This is a genomic window from Cytobacillus sp. S13-E01 (genome assembly GCF_029193815.1).
In the GTDB taxonomy this organism is placed as follows: domain Bacteria; phylum Bacillota; class Bacilli; order Bacillales; family Bacillaceae_L; genus Bacillus_BV.
This window is the reverse complement of sequence record NZ_JARFVC010000001.1, coordinates 293,742-308,748: the sequence shown is the minus strand read 5'-3', so window position 1 is coordinate 308,748 and position 15,007 is coordinate 293,742. Positions and strand designations below refer to the sequence as shown.

17 protein-coding genes are annotated in these 15,007 nt (G+C 35.1%); 14 read left to right on the top strand and 3 right to left on the bottom strand.

All coding sequences use genetic code 11. From position 1 onward, the window contains the following. The first annotated feature begins 29 nt into the window (after positions 1-29). The 4 genes from fadH (at position 30) to PY093_RS01485 (ending at position 3,794) form a co-directional block, all read left to right on the top strand. The gene (gene fadH, locus PY093_RS01500) at positions 30-794 is read left to right on the top strand and encodes a 2,4-dienoyl-CoA reductase (RefSeq protein WP_275644083.1); all 765 of its coding nucleotides are present in this window, start codon (positions 30-32) and stop codon (positions 792-794) included. Between the two features lie 167 nt (positions 795-961). After that, positions 962-2,176: an EAL domain-containing protein gene (locus PY093_RS01495; RefSeq protein ID WP_275644082.1), complete on the top strand. Its 1,215-nt coding sequence runs from the start codon at positions 962-964 to the stop codon at positions 2,174-2,176. Positions 2,177-2,285: 109 nt separating this feature from the next. After that, positions 2,286-2,525 (top strand): hypothetical protein, encoded by a 240-nt coding sequence (locus PY093_RS01490; protein ID WP_275644081.1) that lies wholly within the window; start codon positions 2,286-2,288, stop codon positions 2,523-2,525. 576 nt (positions 2,526-3,101) lie between these two features. Further along, positions 3,102-3,794, top strand: coding sequence for a DUF3993 domain-containing protein (locus tag PY093_RS01485; protein WP_275644080.1), 693 nt, complete (start codon positions 3,102-3,104; stop codon positions 3,792-3,794). 114 nt (positions 3,795-3,908) lie between these two features. Here PY093_RS01485 and PY093_RS01480 read toward each other — a convergent pair whose 3' ends face one another. Beyond that, positions 3,909-4,877 carry an MBL fold metallo-hydrolase gene (locus PY093_RS01480; protein WP_275644079.1) on the bottom strand — a complete coding sequence of 323 codons (969 nt, stop codon included), beginning with the start codon at positions 4,875-4,877 and terminating at the stop codon, positions 3,909-3,911. A gap of 252 nt (positions 4,878-5,129) precedes the next feature. Between PY093_RS01480 and PY093_RS01475 the strand changes: the two genes are divergently transcribed. From PY093_RS01475 to PY093_RS01450, 6 genes are all read left to right on the top strand, one after another. Then, positions 5,130-5,366, top strand: a complete 237-nt coding sequence (locus PY093_RS01475; RefSeq protein ID WP_275644078.1) for a YkuJ family protein — start codon at positions 5,130-5,132, stop codon at positions 5,364-5,366. Positions 5,367-5,425: 59 nt separating this feature from the next. Beyond that, positions 5,426-5,803, top strand: coding sequence for a YueI family protein (locus tag PY093_RS01470; RefSeq protein ID WP_275644077.1), 378 nt, complete (start codon positions 5,426-5,428; stop codon positions 5,801-5,803). Between the two features lie 474 nt (positions 5,804-6,277). Beyond that, positions 6,278-6,796 carry a ribonuclease H-like YkuK family protein gene (locus PY093_RS01465; RefSeq protein ID WP_275644076.1) on the top strand — a complete coding sequence of 173 codons (519 nt, stop codon included), beginning with the start codon at positions 6,278-6,280 and terminating at the stop codon, positions 6,794-6,796. A 90-nt stretch (positions 6,797-6,886) separates the two neighbouring features. Continuing rightward, on the top strand, positions 6,887-7,081 hold the full coding sequence (gene abbA, locus PY093_RS01460; protein ID WP_275644075.1) for an antirepressor AbbA: 195 nt from the start codon (positions 6,887-6,889) through the stop codon (positions 7,079-7,081). A 263-nt stretch (positions 7,082-7,344) separates the two neighbouring features. Next, positions 7,345-7,788 carry a cyclic-di-AMP-binding protein CbpB gene (cbpB, locus tag PY093_RS01455; protein ID WP_275644074.1) on the top strand — a complete coding sequence of 148 codons (444 nt, stop codon included), beginning with the start codon at positions 7,345-7,347 and terminating at the stop codon, positions 7,786-7,788. A 119-nt stretch (positions 7,789-7,907) separates the two neighbouring features. Next, entirely contained in the window at positions 7,908-9,413 is a 1,506-nt protein-coding gene (locus PY093_RS01450) for an MDR family MFS transporter (protein ID WP_275644073.1), read from the top strand. Between the two features lie 56 nt (positions 9,414-9,469). On the opposite strand, the gene PY093_RS01445 is transcribed toward PY093_RS01450, so the two are convergent. Further along, positions 9,470-9,838 (bottom strand): VOC family protein, encoded by a 369-nt coding sequence (locus PY093_RS01445; RefSeq protein ID WP_275644072.1) that lies wholly within the window; start codon positions 9,836-9,838, stop codon positions 9,470-9,472. 313 nt (positions 9,839-10,151) lie between these two features. Between PY093_RS01445 and PY093_RS01440 the strand changes: the two genes are divergently transcribed. The 4 genes from PY093_RS01440 to PY093_RS01425 all read left to right on the top strand — a co-directional run bounded on the left by PY093_RS01440 (position 10,152) and on the right by PY093_RS01425 (position 13,587). Next, entirely contained in the window at positions 10,152-11,006 is an 855-nt protein-coding gene (locus tag PY093_RS01440) for a LysR family transcriptional regulator (RefSeq protein ID WP_481769261.1), read from the top strand. Between the two features lie 257 nt (positions 11,007-11,263). Continuing rightward, positions 11,264-11,983, top strand: coding sequence for a 2,3,4,5-tetrahydropyridine-2,6-dicarboxylate N-acetyltransferase (dapD, locus tag PY093_RS01435; RefSeq protein ID WP_275644070.1), 720 nt, complete (start codon positions 11,264-11,266; stop codon positions 11,981-11,983). Positions 11,984-12,111: 128 nt separating this feature from the next. Further along, a complete protein-coding gene (locus tag PY093_RS01430) occupies positions 12,112-13,242 on the top strand; it encodes an N-acetyldiaminopimelate deacetylase (protein WP_275644069.1) in 1,131 nt (376 codons plus the stop codon). An 87-nt stretch (positions 13,243-13,329) separates the two neighbouring features. Further along, positions 13,330-13,587, top strand: coding sequence for a YkuS family protein (locus tag PY093_RS01425; RefSeq protein ID WP_275644068.1), 258 nt, complete (start codon positions 13,330-13,332; stop codon positions 13,585-13,587). A 225-nt stretch (positions 13,588-13,812) separates the two neighbouring features. On the opposite strand, the gene PY093_RS01420 is transcribed toward PY093_RS01425, so the two are convergent. Continuing rightward, entirely contained in the window at positions 13,813-14,643 is an 831-nt protein-coding gene (locus tag PY093_RS01420) for a mechanosensitive ion channel family protein (RefSeq protein WP_481769260.1), read from the bottom strand. Between the last annotated feature and the right edge of the window lie 364 nt (positions 14,644-15,007).

Sequence of the window (15,007 nt, the reverse complement as noted above, 5' to 3'; positions counted from 1 at the left end):
CATTCATTTCGTTCAAAGGGGAGATTTTTATGAAGGGAAAAGTAGCAATCGTCACCGGTGGTTCAAATGGGATGGGGAAATATATGGCCCAAAAGTTTGCTGCCGAGGGTGCTTTTGTTGTAATTACAGGTCGTACACTTGAGAAGTTAGAAGCCACCAAGAATGAAATTGAAACATTTGAAGGTCAAGTTCTTCCAGTTCAAATGGATGTGAGAGAGCCAGATCACGTTGCCCATATGGTAAGTGAGACTGATAAAGCATTTGGAAGAATAGATTATCTTGTAAATAATGCAGCTGGAAATTTTATCGTACCTGCTGAAAAGTTATCTGTTAATGGATGGAATTCAGTTATTAATATTGTTTTAAATGGAACTTTTTATTGTAGCTCTGCTGTGGGGAACTATTGGATTGACAAAGGAATAAAAGGCAGTATTCTAAATATGGTTGCTACGTATGCTTGGAATGCTGGCGCTGGTGTGATTCACTCGGCAAGTGCAAAAGCGGGAGTGTTGGCAATGACAAGAACATTGGCAGTTGAATGGGGATGTAAGTATGGAATTCGTGTAAATGCAATCGCTCCGGGACCAATTGAGCGTACGGGTGGGGCGGATCGCCTATGGGAGTCGGAAGTGGCTGCACAACGTACGTTAAACAGTGTACCTCTTGGAAGACTAGGAACACCAGAAGAAATTGCAAGTCTTGCTTATTTCTTGTTATCAGACGATGCCGCATACATTAATGGTGAGTGCATAACAATGGATGGGGGACAATGGCTTAACCAGAATCCGTTCTAATATTATTGTAGCAAAAACTCTACTGTAGCTATGTAGGGTTTTTTCTTTTATGTTTAAATTAACCTCTGGTACAAGGAAGAAAGATTATAAGGCTAATATTTCCAACATTCCACTTAAATATGGTATTATTTAAACAATAAAAAGTTAGTTGGTTAAGGGGATAGACTATGGATGCATTAGACATAATGACGAATATACATCAAATTATTCCTTATTACCAGGCGGTATTAAGTGCTGATGAACAACGTGTTATCGGCTATGAAGTATTGGGGCGGATTAACAATGAACAAGGTATCATCAGCTTGGGTCCTTTTTTCCAAGATGAAACGGTACCAGAGGAATTTCGAATTGAGGTAGATGATGCCATTTTAACTAAAGCATTAACACAATTTGTAAATAGTAAAGAAGATGTTCTGATTTTTATTAATCGTGACGCTAATCTTTTAATGATTGATCATGGTCAGTCATTTCTGGAATTGTTGTTATCCTTTAAAGCAAAAGGCATCAATCTTGAAAACATTGTGTTAGAGGTTACAGAGCACAACTTTAAAGGAGATATCGAACAATTAAACCACTTACTTACCTACTACCGTACATATGGTATTAAAATTGCAGTGGATAATATCGGCAAAGATAGTAGTAATTTAGATCGTATAGGACTCATTTCTCCAGATATTTTAAAAATAGATCTACAAGCTTTACGTAAAACAACAACAACACAATCCTATCATGATGTTGTCTACTCAATCGCATTGCTAGCCAGGAAACTTGGTGCGACACTACTTTATGAAGACATAGAAACATCATTTCAGCTCCAGTACGCCTGGCGCAACGGGGGGCGCTATTATCAAGGCTTCTATCTACATGAGCCTTCGAAGGAATTTGTTGAAAGAGATTTTTTAAAGACGCGCCTTAAACAACAATTTCAGCAGTTTATCAGGCATGAAAAGAAAAAATTAAACGCCATTCAAAATATAGCTGAGCAATTCCAGCTAGATGTTCAGTCTTTAGTCACTAAATATAAAAAAATAGAAAACTATAATGATTTTATCATTTATCTTTCAAAAGAACTAACAGATAAAACCTTCCGGATCTATATCTGTGATGAAGATGGATTTCAACAATCAGAAAATATTTTTAAGTGCAATTCTACATGGGAACTACAGACTAATTATTATATGAAGAATTGGAGCTGGCGTCCTTATTTTTTAGAGAATATTATGAAAATGAGGCATAATCGGTTGGGAATTCTTTCTGATTTATACAGTGATATTGAAACTGGTGAAATTATCAGGACATTCTCCTATCCAATAAGTCAGGAGCATTATCTATTTATTGATTTACCTTATGCCTATTTGTATGATCATGATGCTATTTTATAGTGCTAGCGTCATTAGTTATGAAAACCTTATTTTAAAAAATGGATAAGGTTTTTATTTTTGTGGAATTGTAATATAAAGAATTGTTTCTCATGTGAGGTGGTGATATCGTATGGATAGACTCAATTTTGTGCTATCTGCTTTGTCAATCTTAATTCTTGCTATCGGGCTTGTTTACACATATAGACTAGGGACTAGGCAACATAATATGCGAGGTGAATATGATACAGAGATTAACGAAAAAGTACAGGATCACCCATACATTCGTAACCCTGTATTTCTAACATATGCTGTTGCATCAGCACTCGTCATAGCATTTATAATCTATACTGCATTGTCAAGTTCTTGGTAAACATCAGAAAACCACAACGGTTTAGCCGTGTGGTTTTTTTGTTGTTTAGGAAATTATAAAATTGTAAGGTTGTGTATAACTTCGAGTCTTTGTCTATCTACGTCCAGCTCCAGGTGCCATCGGCTCTATGGTATAAGCCATTCCGTCCGGAAGGTTAAAGAACAACCTTCCAGCCGGCTTGTCTTATGCTTGTCGCCGATAAGCGGGCGCCTTGCGCTTTTGTTCAAAGATAAGAAAGTATAAAAATTTGAACCTAGTTTTAGTGTCTAGCTCCGGGCGCCCTGCGCTTTTGTTCTGTGTAGAAAGTTTTTTATTTCAGGTAGTAACAAAACATTCTTTGCAACAAAGCAAAACGACAACTTTCTTGTTATTCCTAACAAATTAATACTAGATTTTCTATAAAAGCCTATAATCTGTTGTTAGTTACAAAGAGAAAGAGGGTAAATTGTTTATAAAGGCAATAAACTGTCAAATGGTGCAGTAATTTTACGAACGATTAGTTACCAATTTAATAAGATAAGTTGATAGAATGTTTAGACAAGGAGTAGTAATGCAGTAGAAAGGTTGGGATGAGCAATGCGAAAACGTATTTACACGATGTTGTTACTTGTTATTATAGGATTCTTATTAATGCACCGACCTGTAATAGCATCAGCAAATGAGCGGCTAACAAATGATGAAGCTTTTGAATTTTTAAAGGAAGCTTTTGAAGCACAAATCTCAATTGGTGAGCGCTACCGTGCATATGGTGAAATAAGGGATATTTTAAAACCGTACTTTAGTGATGAATACGCCAAACTGTTTTTAGAGGAAAACCTTTTTCTAGAGGAAGAGGGTTATATAACATATGGAACTGATTTTTCCCTTTATTATATTCCGTTCTTTTCCTATACGAATGATACAAACGTCATTTTTGATGAAGAACAAAATAGATACGTTATTTATGAATTTTTTCCTAAAAGCAATGAAGGTCCTGTAACGTATAACGACCACTATGAGGCCATCATACTTGTAAAAGATGGATCAAAATGGAAAGTCAATAAAAATGAAATCAGTGAAGAAAAACCTGAGTTCATAAAGGAGTTAGAAAACAATGAGGCAAACGTAAATAGTATTTCTCTTGAAATTAAAAATGAGACATACTCCCATCCCGCAACGTCAGAGTTTCTAGGATATTTAGCTCCCAACACAATTTTTAGTCTATATTCCTTTCTAGAAATGGAATATAAAAATCAAGCATTCTATATGAAAAAAGGAACCTTTAAGTGAAAATGGTTCCTTTTTTCAAAAGATAAGAAAGTATAAAAATTTGAACCTAGTTTTAGTGTCTAGCTCCGGGCGCCCTGCGCTTTTCTTATGTAGAGAATTATGTAATTATCTCAGCTAATTAGTCTTCTTTTGATTTTTATGATAATAATCAACGATACCCATTGAGCAAACGTCTAGATCAAGGTTTAGAATCGAATATACTTCATGGTCTCTTGGAATGTTTTTTTCATCTAAATAGGTTGTGATAGGAGCTAGTAAAGCGTTTTTAACTGCGTCCTTTTGTTCTAATAAAGTCTTATTTTCTGTGGTGGTAAGTCCTATTTTTCCAGCTTCCATGAAATAAGGGAGCCAATAGTGTAATTGCTTAAATACCTCATTAACATTTGAAGACATTCCATAATGGCCAAAATAAATAAAATTTACTTTTAATTCTTCAATACGTTTTGCAGATTGAAGCATTGCAGTTGGGTTAAATTGATTTGGTGATGTTGATGGCAGATAAAGCTCTATACCCTCTGAAACCAGTTCGTGATAATAAATCCCCACTGTATCTCCAGTAAATATGCCATTACTAACAGACTCATGGATACTAAAGTGATGATTTGCATGACCAGGGGTATCATAAAAAGTTAACTGACAATCCTTCGAAAGTTCTAAGGTTGAACCGTCTTCTTTTATGATTATTTTGTCCTCTCGGATGGGTAAAATAGGGTCGAAAAGCGCTTCAAACTGATCACCATAAACTGCTTTTGCACCAGCAATTAACCTGGAAGGATTAACAAGGTGGCGCGCTCCTTTTGGATGTACGATTACCTTTGCATTTGGACATTTTTCTATTAATAACCCAACTCCACCTGCGTGATCAAGGTGAATATGTGTTACAATAATATACTCGATATCTTCAGGTTGGATGTTTAAAGTATGTAAACCTTCTAGAATATATGGTATAGAAGGGCTTGCACATGTCTCGACGATCGTTAGTTTGTCTTCTTTAATGACATATGTGCCTGTTCGTGCTGGTCTACCTAAATCAAAATCATCGATCAGATAAATTCTATCTGTTATCTTTATCGGATTTTTCAAGTTATCAGCTCCTTTAACTATGGGCTGTAAGAAATCCACCCAAAAACTTGGAATATTCTAGAACCAATTAAAGTTTTACTTTATCTACTGAATATTGTAAGCTGATTAATGAATAGTGTAAAGAAAAATGGTTTTGCAATTCTGAAAATTATCTAAGTGAATTAATACATAAGATCTATAAATTTTTGGATAGAACAAACAGGATTGTTAATGCTATGATAAAAGGGCATCTATAGAGGAAGGAGAGGTAATATGTCACAGCTTCAAGGAATTTTAACACGCTTAATAAGTCTACAAGAAAAATCAGATGGGGGAGAACCTCCACAACGATTTTTTGAAGTAAATGGTGAAAAAAAATGTAGTGTAAAGTATTTTGAAAAAACAAGTACGTTTGAACTAGAAATTTATCAACAAGGGGAAAAGCCTAAATCATATCAATTTGATAATGTAGATATGATTGCGATTGAAATTTTTGATGTAATAAACTAAAGTTGGTTTAATTAATCTTGTCGTTAAACATCTCAAACCTGAAATAGTAGAGGTGGCCAATGAGCGGGAATCTTGAAGATTATATTGATAAAGGTATACACGGAGTTAAAGAAACAAATATAGATGAACGAAAGAAGTTCTTATCTACGATTAAAGAACGAGTCATTCTAGCTTTAACAAATAGACAAGTCATGAAGAATACCACTTATCAACCTATTCAGAGATTGATGAAACAATACCCTGACTGTCAATTGTTTTTAGATGGAGAAATTAATTATGCTTATCTATCTAAATACATTAAATTAGCTAATAAATCAAATGTACCATTTACGATAGTGGATGATTTAAAAAGCAGTACAGATATTGGATTAGTACTTGCAACTAAGAACCGTGCGATTAATTTGCCAAATATTTATATTAAGGCTGAAGACTTTTAAACTAAAATGGAGGCTTTCTTATGGATCCAATGGTTACTTGTCCAAAATGTCAAAGTAAATCAAGACTTGAGGAAGTTCTAACCGCACAATCTAATCAAAACGTAATTTTTACCTGTTCAAAATGTAATTTTGTCAAAAGAAATATTGAGACAAGTAAGGGGTAAAAAGTCTTTCATTAAGTTGAAAGGCTTTTTTTATGGTTAAATGTATAATTTTTTTGTTTTACGGAAGACTTAAAAAAACTCGTTCTGATTAACCTCATCAGAAAGTATAACTACTTTCTAACGTGTAAGGGCAACTAGGCAGTCGTCAAATGACTAGGCGCCAGCCAAGTTTTCTTTAAAAGATAAGCAAGTATAAAAATTTGTACCTAGTCTTAATGTCTAGCTCCGGGCGCCCTGCGCTTTTCATGTAACAATTAACTTAACACGGACGTATAGTATATCAATAGAATACTAACAAAGGAGCTGTAAAATGAGTGAGACCTTTACGTTTTATAATGTGACGGAAGGAAATATGGATTTTGAGACAGTAATAAATCGCCTGAAAGATTTTATTATGAAGGATCCACGTGCTCGCTATCGTCTTTCAATTGGTACTGATTCACAGGTACACCAGGACGAAACTCGTTTTATTACTGCCATTCATCTACACAGAGTTGGAAAGGGTGCCTGGGGTTGTCTGAAAAATTATTGTATACTGCGTCCAATAAAAAGTGTAAGGGAAAAAATATCATTAGAAACGTCTTTTAGTCAAGAAATTGCTTATATGTTCACTACAGAGTATCTAATGGAGTTAACAGATCTAATTCTGCCATACGCTGAAGTAGGTGCTGATTTAACACTGGAAATTCATTTAGATATTGGAAAGAAGGGTGTTACAAAAGATCTGATTTCAGATATGACTGGAAGAATTAATGCAATGGGATTAGAAGCGAAAATAAAGCCTGACTCCTATGCTGCATTCAGTTATGCAAATCGGTATACCAAATAAAAAAGATTACGGGTAAATAAGCATTTTTAGCCAATTTCCTCACTATAATTAGGTATGGGAGTCAATTTATTTTATAGGGGGAAAATATGGATGGGGAACGCATCTACTACCATGCTTTCAAAAGATGAACAAGCACTTTTGTTGGAAATCTTGTTTAACCAAAGATACGCATTAGATTTAGTAACCGTTGAAATAGCAGATATCGAGAGTGGTTCAAAGCCTTCGGATGAAGTAGTTTATAAACGGTTAATAGCATTATACGATAAGTTAATTAGTGAAATGTAATTTAAAACAATCATCGCTGATTAAAGTTTACTTTATAGATTTCGTTTGGGCGACCACTAGAATATAATAGTGGTGGTCTTTTTCTAGTTGTTTTTCCGAAAAAGAAAGCGTTTTCGGAGAAAAAATTTGAATTATATGTTAAAATAAGATTGAGATAAAATGGTAAAGTTTTGTTCTCTTTCCAACCTGAATTTCACAACCATAACCCAAGATGTTTGCATAATGTATACTAGAAATAATTTTTTGATGAGGGGAATACAGCTATGATTAGTCTTCAAAGTGGAGAGTTTTTAGAAACAACGGTTAAAGACTTAATAATTCAAGCAGATAAAGTTGCCCATGTTCAAATTGGTAATAATTTAGAGCATGCGTTACTTGTTCTAACAAAGACAGGATATACTGCTGTTCCTGTGCTAGATCCTTATTATAAGCTACATGGATTAATCAGTTCGACCTTAATATTTGATTCGATTTTAGGATTAGAAAGAATTGAATTTGAGCGGCTGGAACATATGAAAGTTGAAGAAGTCATGAATATCAACATTCCTGTTCTTAACTTATATGATGAGGTTTCAAAGGGATTGGAACTTGTCGTAAATCATTCATTTGTATGTGTAGAGAATGATGAAAAGTTCTTCGAAGGCATTTTTACGAGACGTGCAGTACTGAAACAACTAAATAACCATATAAAAAAATTAAATAAATAAAAATAGTGACCTTCACATTGAAGGTCATTACTTTTATCCCGCATTATCGGGCAGTAAGACCCCCCACTGAGGGAAGTTTCCTTTATTTTTTTAGTTCCCAAATAAGGAGTAGGATAAAAATGGGCCAAGCTATTCCAAAAAAATTAAGAGAGAAAATAGAATCGAAACAAACAAATAGACCCTTAGTCCTAGCTGCTGTTATGCTGGCGATGTTTATGGCTGCGATCGAAGCGACTATCGTTGCTACTGCAATGCCGGCAATTGTAGGGGATCTAGGTGGATTCTCATTATATAGCTGGGTCTTTTCTTCATATTTATTAATGAATGCCGTAACAGTACTTATTTATGGAAAACTATCTGATCTCTTTGGTAGAAAACCAATTTTAATATTTGGTATCATTGTCTTTCTTATAGGTTCAATATTAAGTGGATTTGCAACATCAATGAAACTGTTAATCTTATTTCGGTTTATCCAAGGCTTCGGTGCTGGTGCTGTCATGCCTATCGCTTCAACGATAGTAGGTGATATGTATAATAAAGAAGAAAGAGCAAAAATTCAAGGCTATCTTTCAAGTGTGTGGGGAATTTCAGCGATAATGGGACCAGCGCTTGGTGGAGTTTTCGTCGAATTTGTAAGCTGGAGACTTGTATTTTGGATTAATGTTCCACTAGGTATCTTAGCAATTATCGTATTAGTGTTATTTTTACACGAAGGTATTGAAAAGAAAAAACATTCGATCGATTTACTAGGAGCCATTCTTTTATTTATTGCGATAAGTTCAATAATGTTTGTATTAGTTGAAGGTGGCGTACGATTCTCCTGGACGTCACCAACTGTTCTTTCATTAGTAGCTATATCACTTATTGCATTTATTTTATTTGTTTGGCAAGAGAAACATGTACAAGATCCGATGATGCCATTTGCGATTTGGAAAGAAAAATCAATTTTTATTGCTAATCTAACTTCATTAACGACAGGAGTCATGCTTATTGGTATATCTAGCTTTTTGCCCGCTTTCGTCCAGGGGGTGATGGAGCGCTCGCCGATTGTAGCAGGTTTTACCTTAACGACAATGTCGATTGGTTGGCCAATAGCATCTACTGTGGCAGGGCGGATGCTGTTAAAAATTGGCTTTCGTACAACCTCACTTATTGGCGGGGTAGCATTAATTTTTGGAAGTGTAATATTTGTAACACTATCTCCTGATGATGGGCCATTGTGGGCTGCATTCGCGTCTTTTATGGTAGGGATTGGTATGGGGATGACAACAACTTCATTTATAGTCTCGATTCAAAGTACCGTAGAATGGCAAATGAGAGGAGTAGCAACTGCAGCAAATATGTTTATGCGAACATTAGGTAGTACGATTGGAGCCGCATTACTTGGCGGTATTCTTAATAGTAAACTTCAATCCTATATTCGGTCAGAAGGAATTGAAAATGTTTCGCTTGAATCAATGAATATTTTATTAAATGAACAAGAACGAAACGCTTTATCAGAATCTGTACGTTCTGTTCTACAAGAAGGATTAACAATCTCGCTTCATTATGTTTATTGGGGAGTATTTGTCTTTGCGGTTATTAGCTTTTTATTGATTATCTTTTTACCTAAGGGGCAAAGGTAGGAAAAAGTGCATCCAGCTGGGTGAACCAGTTGGATGTTTTCAACTAGATTGCGAGTTTACAGTTTTTCTAAAAATTCAATTCTATTTCCGAACGGGTCTAAAAAAGAAAATCTATTTACATTTGGAATAGGTTTTTCATCTTTTGTTTTTATTTTTTTCTCCTCTAAATAAGTTCGAATTGTTTCAAGGTTCGAAACTTCAAATGCGGGGTGACGTTTACTTTTATATGTAGACATTTCTTCCGTCCCAATATGAAGTTCGATATCACCGATGGTATACCATAAGCCCCCATTCTCTTTTAAAGAGTCAGGTTTTTCCAATTCCACCAAGCCAAGTAGGTCAGTATAAAATTGTCGTGCCTTATTTTCTTCACCAATAGGTATGCAAATTTGTACATGATCGATTTTTTTTATGTTTATTTTCAATTAAATTCCTCCAGTTAGATTTCCTGATTAACAGCTTATTGAAATAGTATTCTATAAGCTAATTGAATTATCAGTCGCAATGTAAATAAATGTTAGTAGCTGGTGCAGGGCGGAGATTACTAATTTCCTACCTAACAGAAAAAAACATATGTAAACTAGGTACCTCTTCCATTTCCACCACCTTATCTCCAATGCTCTCATATGTTTATTATATAACCACAAGTGTCATAATGAAATTACAAAAAGATTAAGATATAATATAAGTAAATCTTATTAAAAGGGTGAAGGAACCTTGCAATTTTCAGAGTTTCGGATGTTAGTTGTATTAGCAAATGAAATGAATATGAGAAAAGCGTCAGAAAGGCTATTTGTGTCACAGCCGGCACTATCTCAACGTTTACAATCAATTGAAAAATCCTGGGGAACACAAATTTTTATTCGCTCTCAAAAAGGTTTAACTGCCACACCAGCGGGGGAAAGAATCATTGAATTTGCAAAGGATGTAGTGGAAAAAGAAGAGGCCCTTCGGGAACAAATTCAAGGATTAGATTTGGAGGTGCACGGAACACTTAAACTTGCCTGTGCATCAATTATCGGACAGAATTGGTTACCTCAAGTGTTAAAAAAGTTTGTGACAACCTATCCTCATGCGAAAATATCATTATTGACCGGGTGGAGTAGCGACATATTAAAAAATTTATATGATAATTCAGTCCATATTGGTATTATTCGTGGAAATCCTGATTGGAAAGGTGTCAAACAGCATCTTCTAACAGACACACTTTATCTAGTAGATACAGAAATACAAGAAATAGAGCAAGTAATGGAAACAGAACGACCATTTATCCAATTTAAAAGCGATTCCACATACTATCAGGAAATTCAAGAATGGTGGCATACCAAATTTCAAACAAGCCCTAAACGTACAATCGTTGTCGATCAAATAGAAACATGTAAGCAAATGACTTTAAATGGCATAGGATATGCGATTTTACCATCGATAACCTTGAGTGAGACTGATACAAATATTTTTAAAATCCCGTTATTAAATGATATTGGAGAACCATTTAAGAGAGATACATGGTTAGTTGGTTACGAGTCAGCCTTTGAATTAAAACAAGTGCAGGCTTTTGTGAAAGTAATTAAAGATAGTTTATTGCAGGGATAAGGGGCAGTAAATCGCGAATTCGAAATTTAGAAATTTATGGAAATCGGCTACTCTTAAAGTTTCACTTTATCTCGAGTAATCAGTTATAGATAATTAGACTTTTTTTCTTGTCATGAAAGTTTTTGTTTGATACATTAAGTAAGACATCTTGGCAATTCCCTTATTAGCCTAGTAAATTTGATAGCAAATGGTTATAAGAGGGAAAAGAGAGCGAACCATAAATACAATAATAGGTACTACTTAGGAGGTTATAACATATGAAGATGATGGATGCAAATGAAATTATATCGTTTATTCAAAATAGTGTAAAGTCTACACCTGTAAAAGTCTATATCAAAGGTGATTTAGAAGGTATTGATTTTGGAGCAGAATCTAAAGTGTTTGTTACAGGTAATACCGGTGTTGTATTTGGTGAATGGAAAGAAATTAAAACTGCAATTGAGGAACATGAAGCTAAGGTTGAAGACTATGTTGTCGAAAATGACCGCCGTAATTCAGCTATTCCTTTACTTGATCTAAAAGGTATTAAAGCCCGTATTGAACCAGGTGCAATTATTCGTGATCAAGTTGAAATTGGTGATAATGCTGTCATTATGATGGGTGCTTCTATTAATATTGGTGCTGTGATTGGCGAAGGCACGATGATCGATATGAATACTGTTCTTGGTGGCCGTGCAACAGTTGGTAAAAATTGCCACATTGGAGCTGGTACAGTATTAGCAGGTGTAATTGAACCACCTTCAGCTAAGCCAGTCGTTGTTGAGGATGATGTAGTAATTGGTGCGAATGCTGTTGTTTTAGAAGGTGTAACAGTAGGTAAAGGTGCAGTAGTTGCTGCTGGCGCTATTGTTATTGAAGATGTACCACCATATACAGTAGTAGCTGGAACACCAGCACGTGTAATCAAGCAAATCGACGAAAAGACAAAATCAAAAACGGAAATTAAACAAGAGCTTCGTCAGCTAAACGACGAATAAGAAACTATTTTGGGCCCTTTATGCTTAAACTTTGGTGCTTCAGATGTCAACATCATATTAAATTAATAGTTAAAGACACTAGGCGTGGATTTCAAAATCCGCGCCATATCTGTATAGGAGGATAAAATATGGAAACCCTACATCCTTTTATTAATATTAGAAGGGACTTACATAAAATTCCCGAACTAGGTTTTGAGGAACATAAAACACAACAATATCTTCTGGATTATATAAGTTTGTTACCTCAAAACTACCTTCAAGTAAAAACGTGGCGTACAGGTATTTTTGTGAAAGTGAATGGGATAAATCCTACTAAGGTGATTGGCTATCGCGCTGATATTGATGGACTCCCTATCGAGGAAGAGACTGACTATCCATTCAGGTCAGAGCATCCAGGGAAAATGCACGCTTGTGGACATGATTTTCATATGAGTATTGCCTTGGGTGTTTTAACTAATATAGTGAAAGAAAGAATAAAGGATGATGTATTATTTATATTTCAGCCTGCAGAAGAGGGACCTGGTGGAGCATTACCGATGCTCCAGAGTGAGATCATGAAGCAGTGGAGACCAGACATTATCCTAGGACTCCACATTGCACCTGAGTATCCTGTCGGAACAATTGCAACTAAGGAAGGGTTACTGTTTGCAAATACATCAGAGCTTTTTATTGATTTAAAAGGAAAAGGTGGCCATGCAGCCTACCCTCATTTGACAAACGATATGATCGTTACAGCATGTACATTAGTAACACAGCTTCAATCAATTGTCTCAAGAAATGTTAACCCACTAGATGGTGTTGTCATTACAATTGGTAAAATTACGAGTGGAACGGTTCAAAATATTATTGCTGAAAAGGCAAAATTAGAAGGAACAATCCGAACATTATCTGATCAGTCAATGGTTAGGGTTAAACAAAGAATTGAAGAACTAGTTAAGGGGATTGAAATCGGATACCAGTGTGAAGCTAAAATAGATTATGGAGCAATGTACTATCAAGTCTATAATCATAAGGAATTGACTGAAGAATTCATGGACTTTGTTAGCCAAAGCAAAAATGGTAAAGTAATTGAATGTAAAGAAGCAATGACAGGTGAAGATTTTGGGTATATGGTAAAAGATATTCCTGGGTTTATGTTTTGGTTAGGTGTAAACTCTGAATATGGTTTACATCATTCAAAATTACAACCAAGTGAAGAAGCGATACCAACCGCAATTGATCTTTTAACGGACTATCTAAAATATAAAGGCAATCTTTAAGTAAACTTATTATCTTCTCAATGTAAGTCTCTAGAATAATCATATACAAATTGAGACAAATTACATGTATGAGGAGGTGGATGAGTAATGGCCAAAGTTGGAGTAGAAGGTTCATTAACTGATGTTCAAGAAGCTTTACAAGAAAGAGGATATGAGGTAGTTCAATTAAAACAAGAAAATGATGCTAAGGGCTGTGACTGTTGTGTATTAACCGGACTTGATTCTAATGTGATGGGTATGGCAGATACAGTGACGGCTGGATCTGTAATTGAAGCAAATGGTCTTACAGCTGAGCAAGTTTGTCAAGAAGTAGAAAGTCGACTAAATCGAACTCAAAATTCCTAATAACTACTAGAACAAAAGCGCAAGGCGCCCGCTTATCGGCGACAAGCATAAGGCAAGCCGGCTGGAAGGTTGTTCTTTAACCTTCCGGACGGATTGACTTATGACCTCGAGCTGATGGTGCCTGGAGCTGGACGTAGATAGACAAAAACTCGAAGTTATACACAACCTTACAATTTTATAATTTCCTAAACTACAAAAAAGACTAGGGTTATTACCCCTAGTCTTTTACTTTTTTTCAATATACACCTGATGTGGGAATGGAATTTCGATCCCATTTGTATCTAATGCTTCTTTTAAAGCCTTGCGAAGCTTTCTTTCCACTGCCCATTGCCCCATATTATCCGTCTTAGCGATAATACGAATAACAACGTCAGATGCTCCTAGTGATTGAACACCAATCACATTTGGACCTTCTTTAATTGTTTCATCGTCCTTTGCGATAGTATCACAAGCTTGTTGTAATACCGAGATAGCCTTATCAATGTCGTCATCATATGAAATCCCAATGTCAACAAGCGCTCGCATATTTCCTCTTGAATGATTACTTAAACTCGTGATTTGGCGGTTAGGTACATAATGTAGTGTGCCATCAAACCCTCTAATTTGTGTTGTCCTGAGACCTACAGATTCAACAATTCCAGAGAAGCTAGCCGTTGTCACATAATCATCAACATCAATTTGTTTTTCAAGTAATAAAAAGAAACCTGTAACTACATCGCTAACCAACCCTTGAGCACCAAATCCAATAGCAAGTCCAATTACACCAGCGCCTGCTAGAAGTGCGGTTGCATCATATTCAAAGACCTGGAAGACCATAACGATAAAGATAAATAGTAGAGTATATGAAAAGACATTGCTAGCAAGACTTTCTAATGTTTTCGCTCTCCCTTTTGAAATATCATCTCGATTCGCTACTTTTTCAAAGCTTCCTTTAATAACTTTATTGCCTATAGCTTTAACGATTAAGAATACAATGAAAATGGCCAATAGTTTAATTATAATGAGTCCGGCGACTGTCAATATGTTTGACCAATCAATATCAATATTCATAAACAGTATCATCCTTTCATGTATGAATATGCTTATTTTGAGAGAGCTTATTATTTTTACCCCTTACAAAAGCATGTTAAACTAGTGAACATAGTGAAAATTGTAGCATACTGACGAAAGAAATCAAATGATACGATTGGATGTCAAGTTGATTTCTTTCCTAAACAATTATTCATTTTTTAGGTTTAAAGATGTTTAGGACAGGGAATAACTACAGTGGGTTGAAATTGGGTTTTAATTTATATTTTTTAAATTAATTATTATTTAATATTGACTCAAAAAAATGATTACTTTATACTTATTATTGTTGATTATAGTAAATATAAATGAGAAAATGGTCTTTACTTTCTCATTAAACATTTTATTTGGA

Bases quoted from the DNA above. Each gene is read 5' to 3' on its own strand.
- fadH (WP_275644083.1), top strand. From the start codon at position 30: ATGAAGGGAAAAGTAGCAATCGTCACCGGTGGTTCAAATGGGATGGGG.
- PY093_RS01495 (WP_275644082.1), top strand. From the start codon at position 962: ATGGATGCATTAGACATAATGACGAATATACATCAAATTATTCCTTAT.
- PY093_RS01490 (WP_275644081.1), top strand. From the start codon at position 2,286: ATGGATAGACTCAATTTTGTGCTATCTGCTTTGTCAATCTTAATTCTT.
- PY093_RS01485 (WP_275644080.1), top strand. From the start codon at position 3,102: ATGCGAAAACGTATTTACACGATGTTGTTACTTGTTATTATAGGATTC.
- PY093_RS01475 (WP_275644078.1), top strand. From the start codon at position 5,130: ATGTCACAGCTTCAAGGAATTTTAACACGCTTAATAAGTCTACAAGAA.
- PY093_RS01470 (WP_275644077.1), top strand. From the start codon at position 5,426: ATGAGCGGGAATCTTGAAGATTATATTGATAAAGGTATACACGGAGTT.
- PY093_RS01465 (WP_275644076.1), top strand. From the start codon at position 6,278: ATGAGTGAGACCTTTACGTTTTATAATGTGACGGAAGGAAATATGGAT.
- abbA (WP_275644075.1), top strand. From the start codon at position 6,887: ATGGGGAACGCATCTACTACCATGCTTTCAAAAGATGAACAAGCACTT.
- cbpB (WP_275644074.1), top strand. From the start codon at position 7,345: ATGATTAGTCTTCAAAGTGGAGAGTTTTTAGAAACAACGGTTAAAGAC.
- PY093_RS01450 (WP_275644073.1), top strand. From the start codon at position 7,908: ATGGGCCAAGCTATTCCAAAAAAATTAAGAGAGAAAATAGAATCGAAA.
- PY093_RS01440 (WP_481769261.1), top strand. From the start codon at position 10,152: ATGTTAGTTGTATTAGCAAATGAAATGAATATGAGAAAAGCGTCAGAA.
- dapD (WP_275644070.1), top strand. From the start codon at position 11,264: ATGAAGATGATGGATGCAAATGAAATTATATCGTTTATTCAAAATAGT.
- PY093_RS01430 (WP_275644069.1), top strand. From the start codon at position 12,112: ATGGAAACCCTACATCCTTTTATTAATATTAGAAGGGACTTACATAAA.
- PY093_RS01425 (WP_275644068.1), top strand. From the start codon at position 13,330: ATGGCCAAAGTTGGAGTAGAAGGTTCATTAACTGATGTTCAAGAAGCT.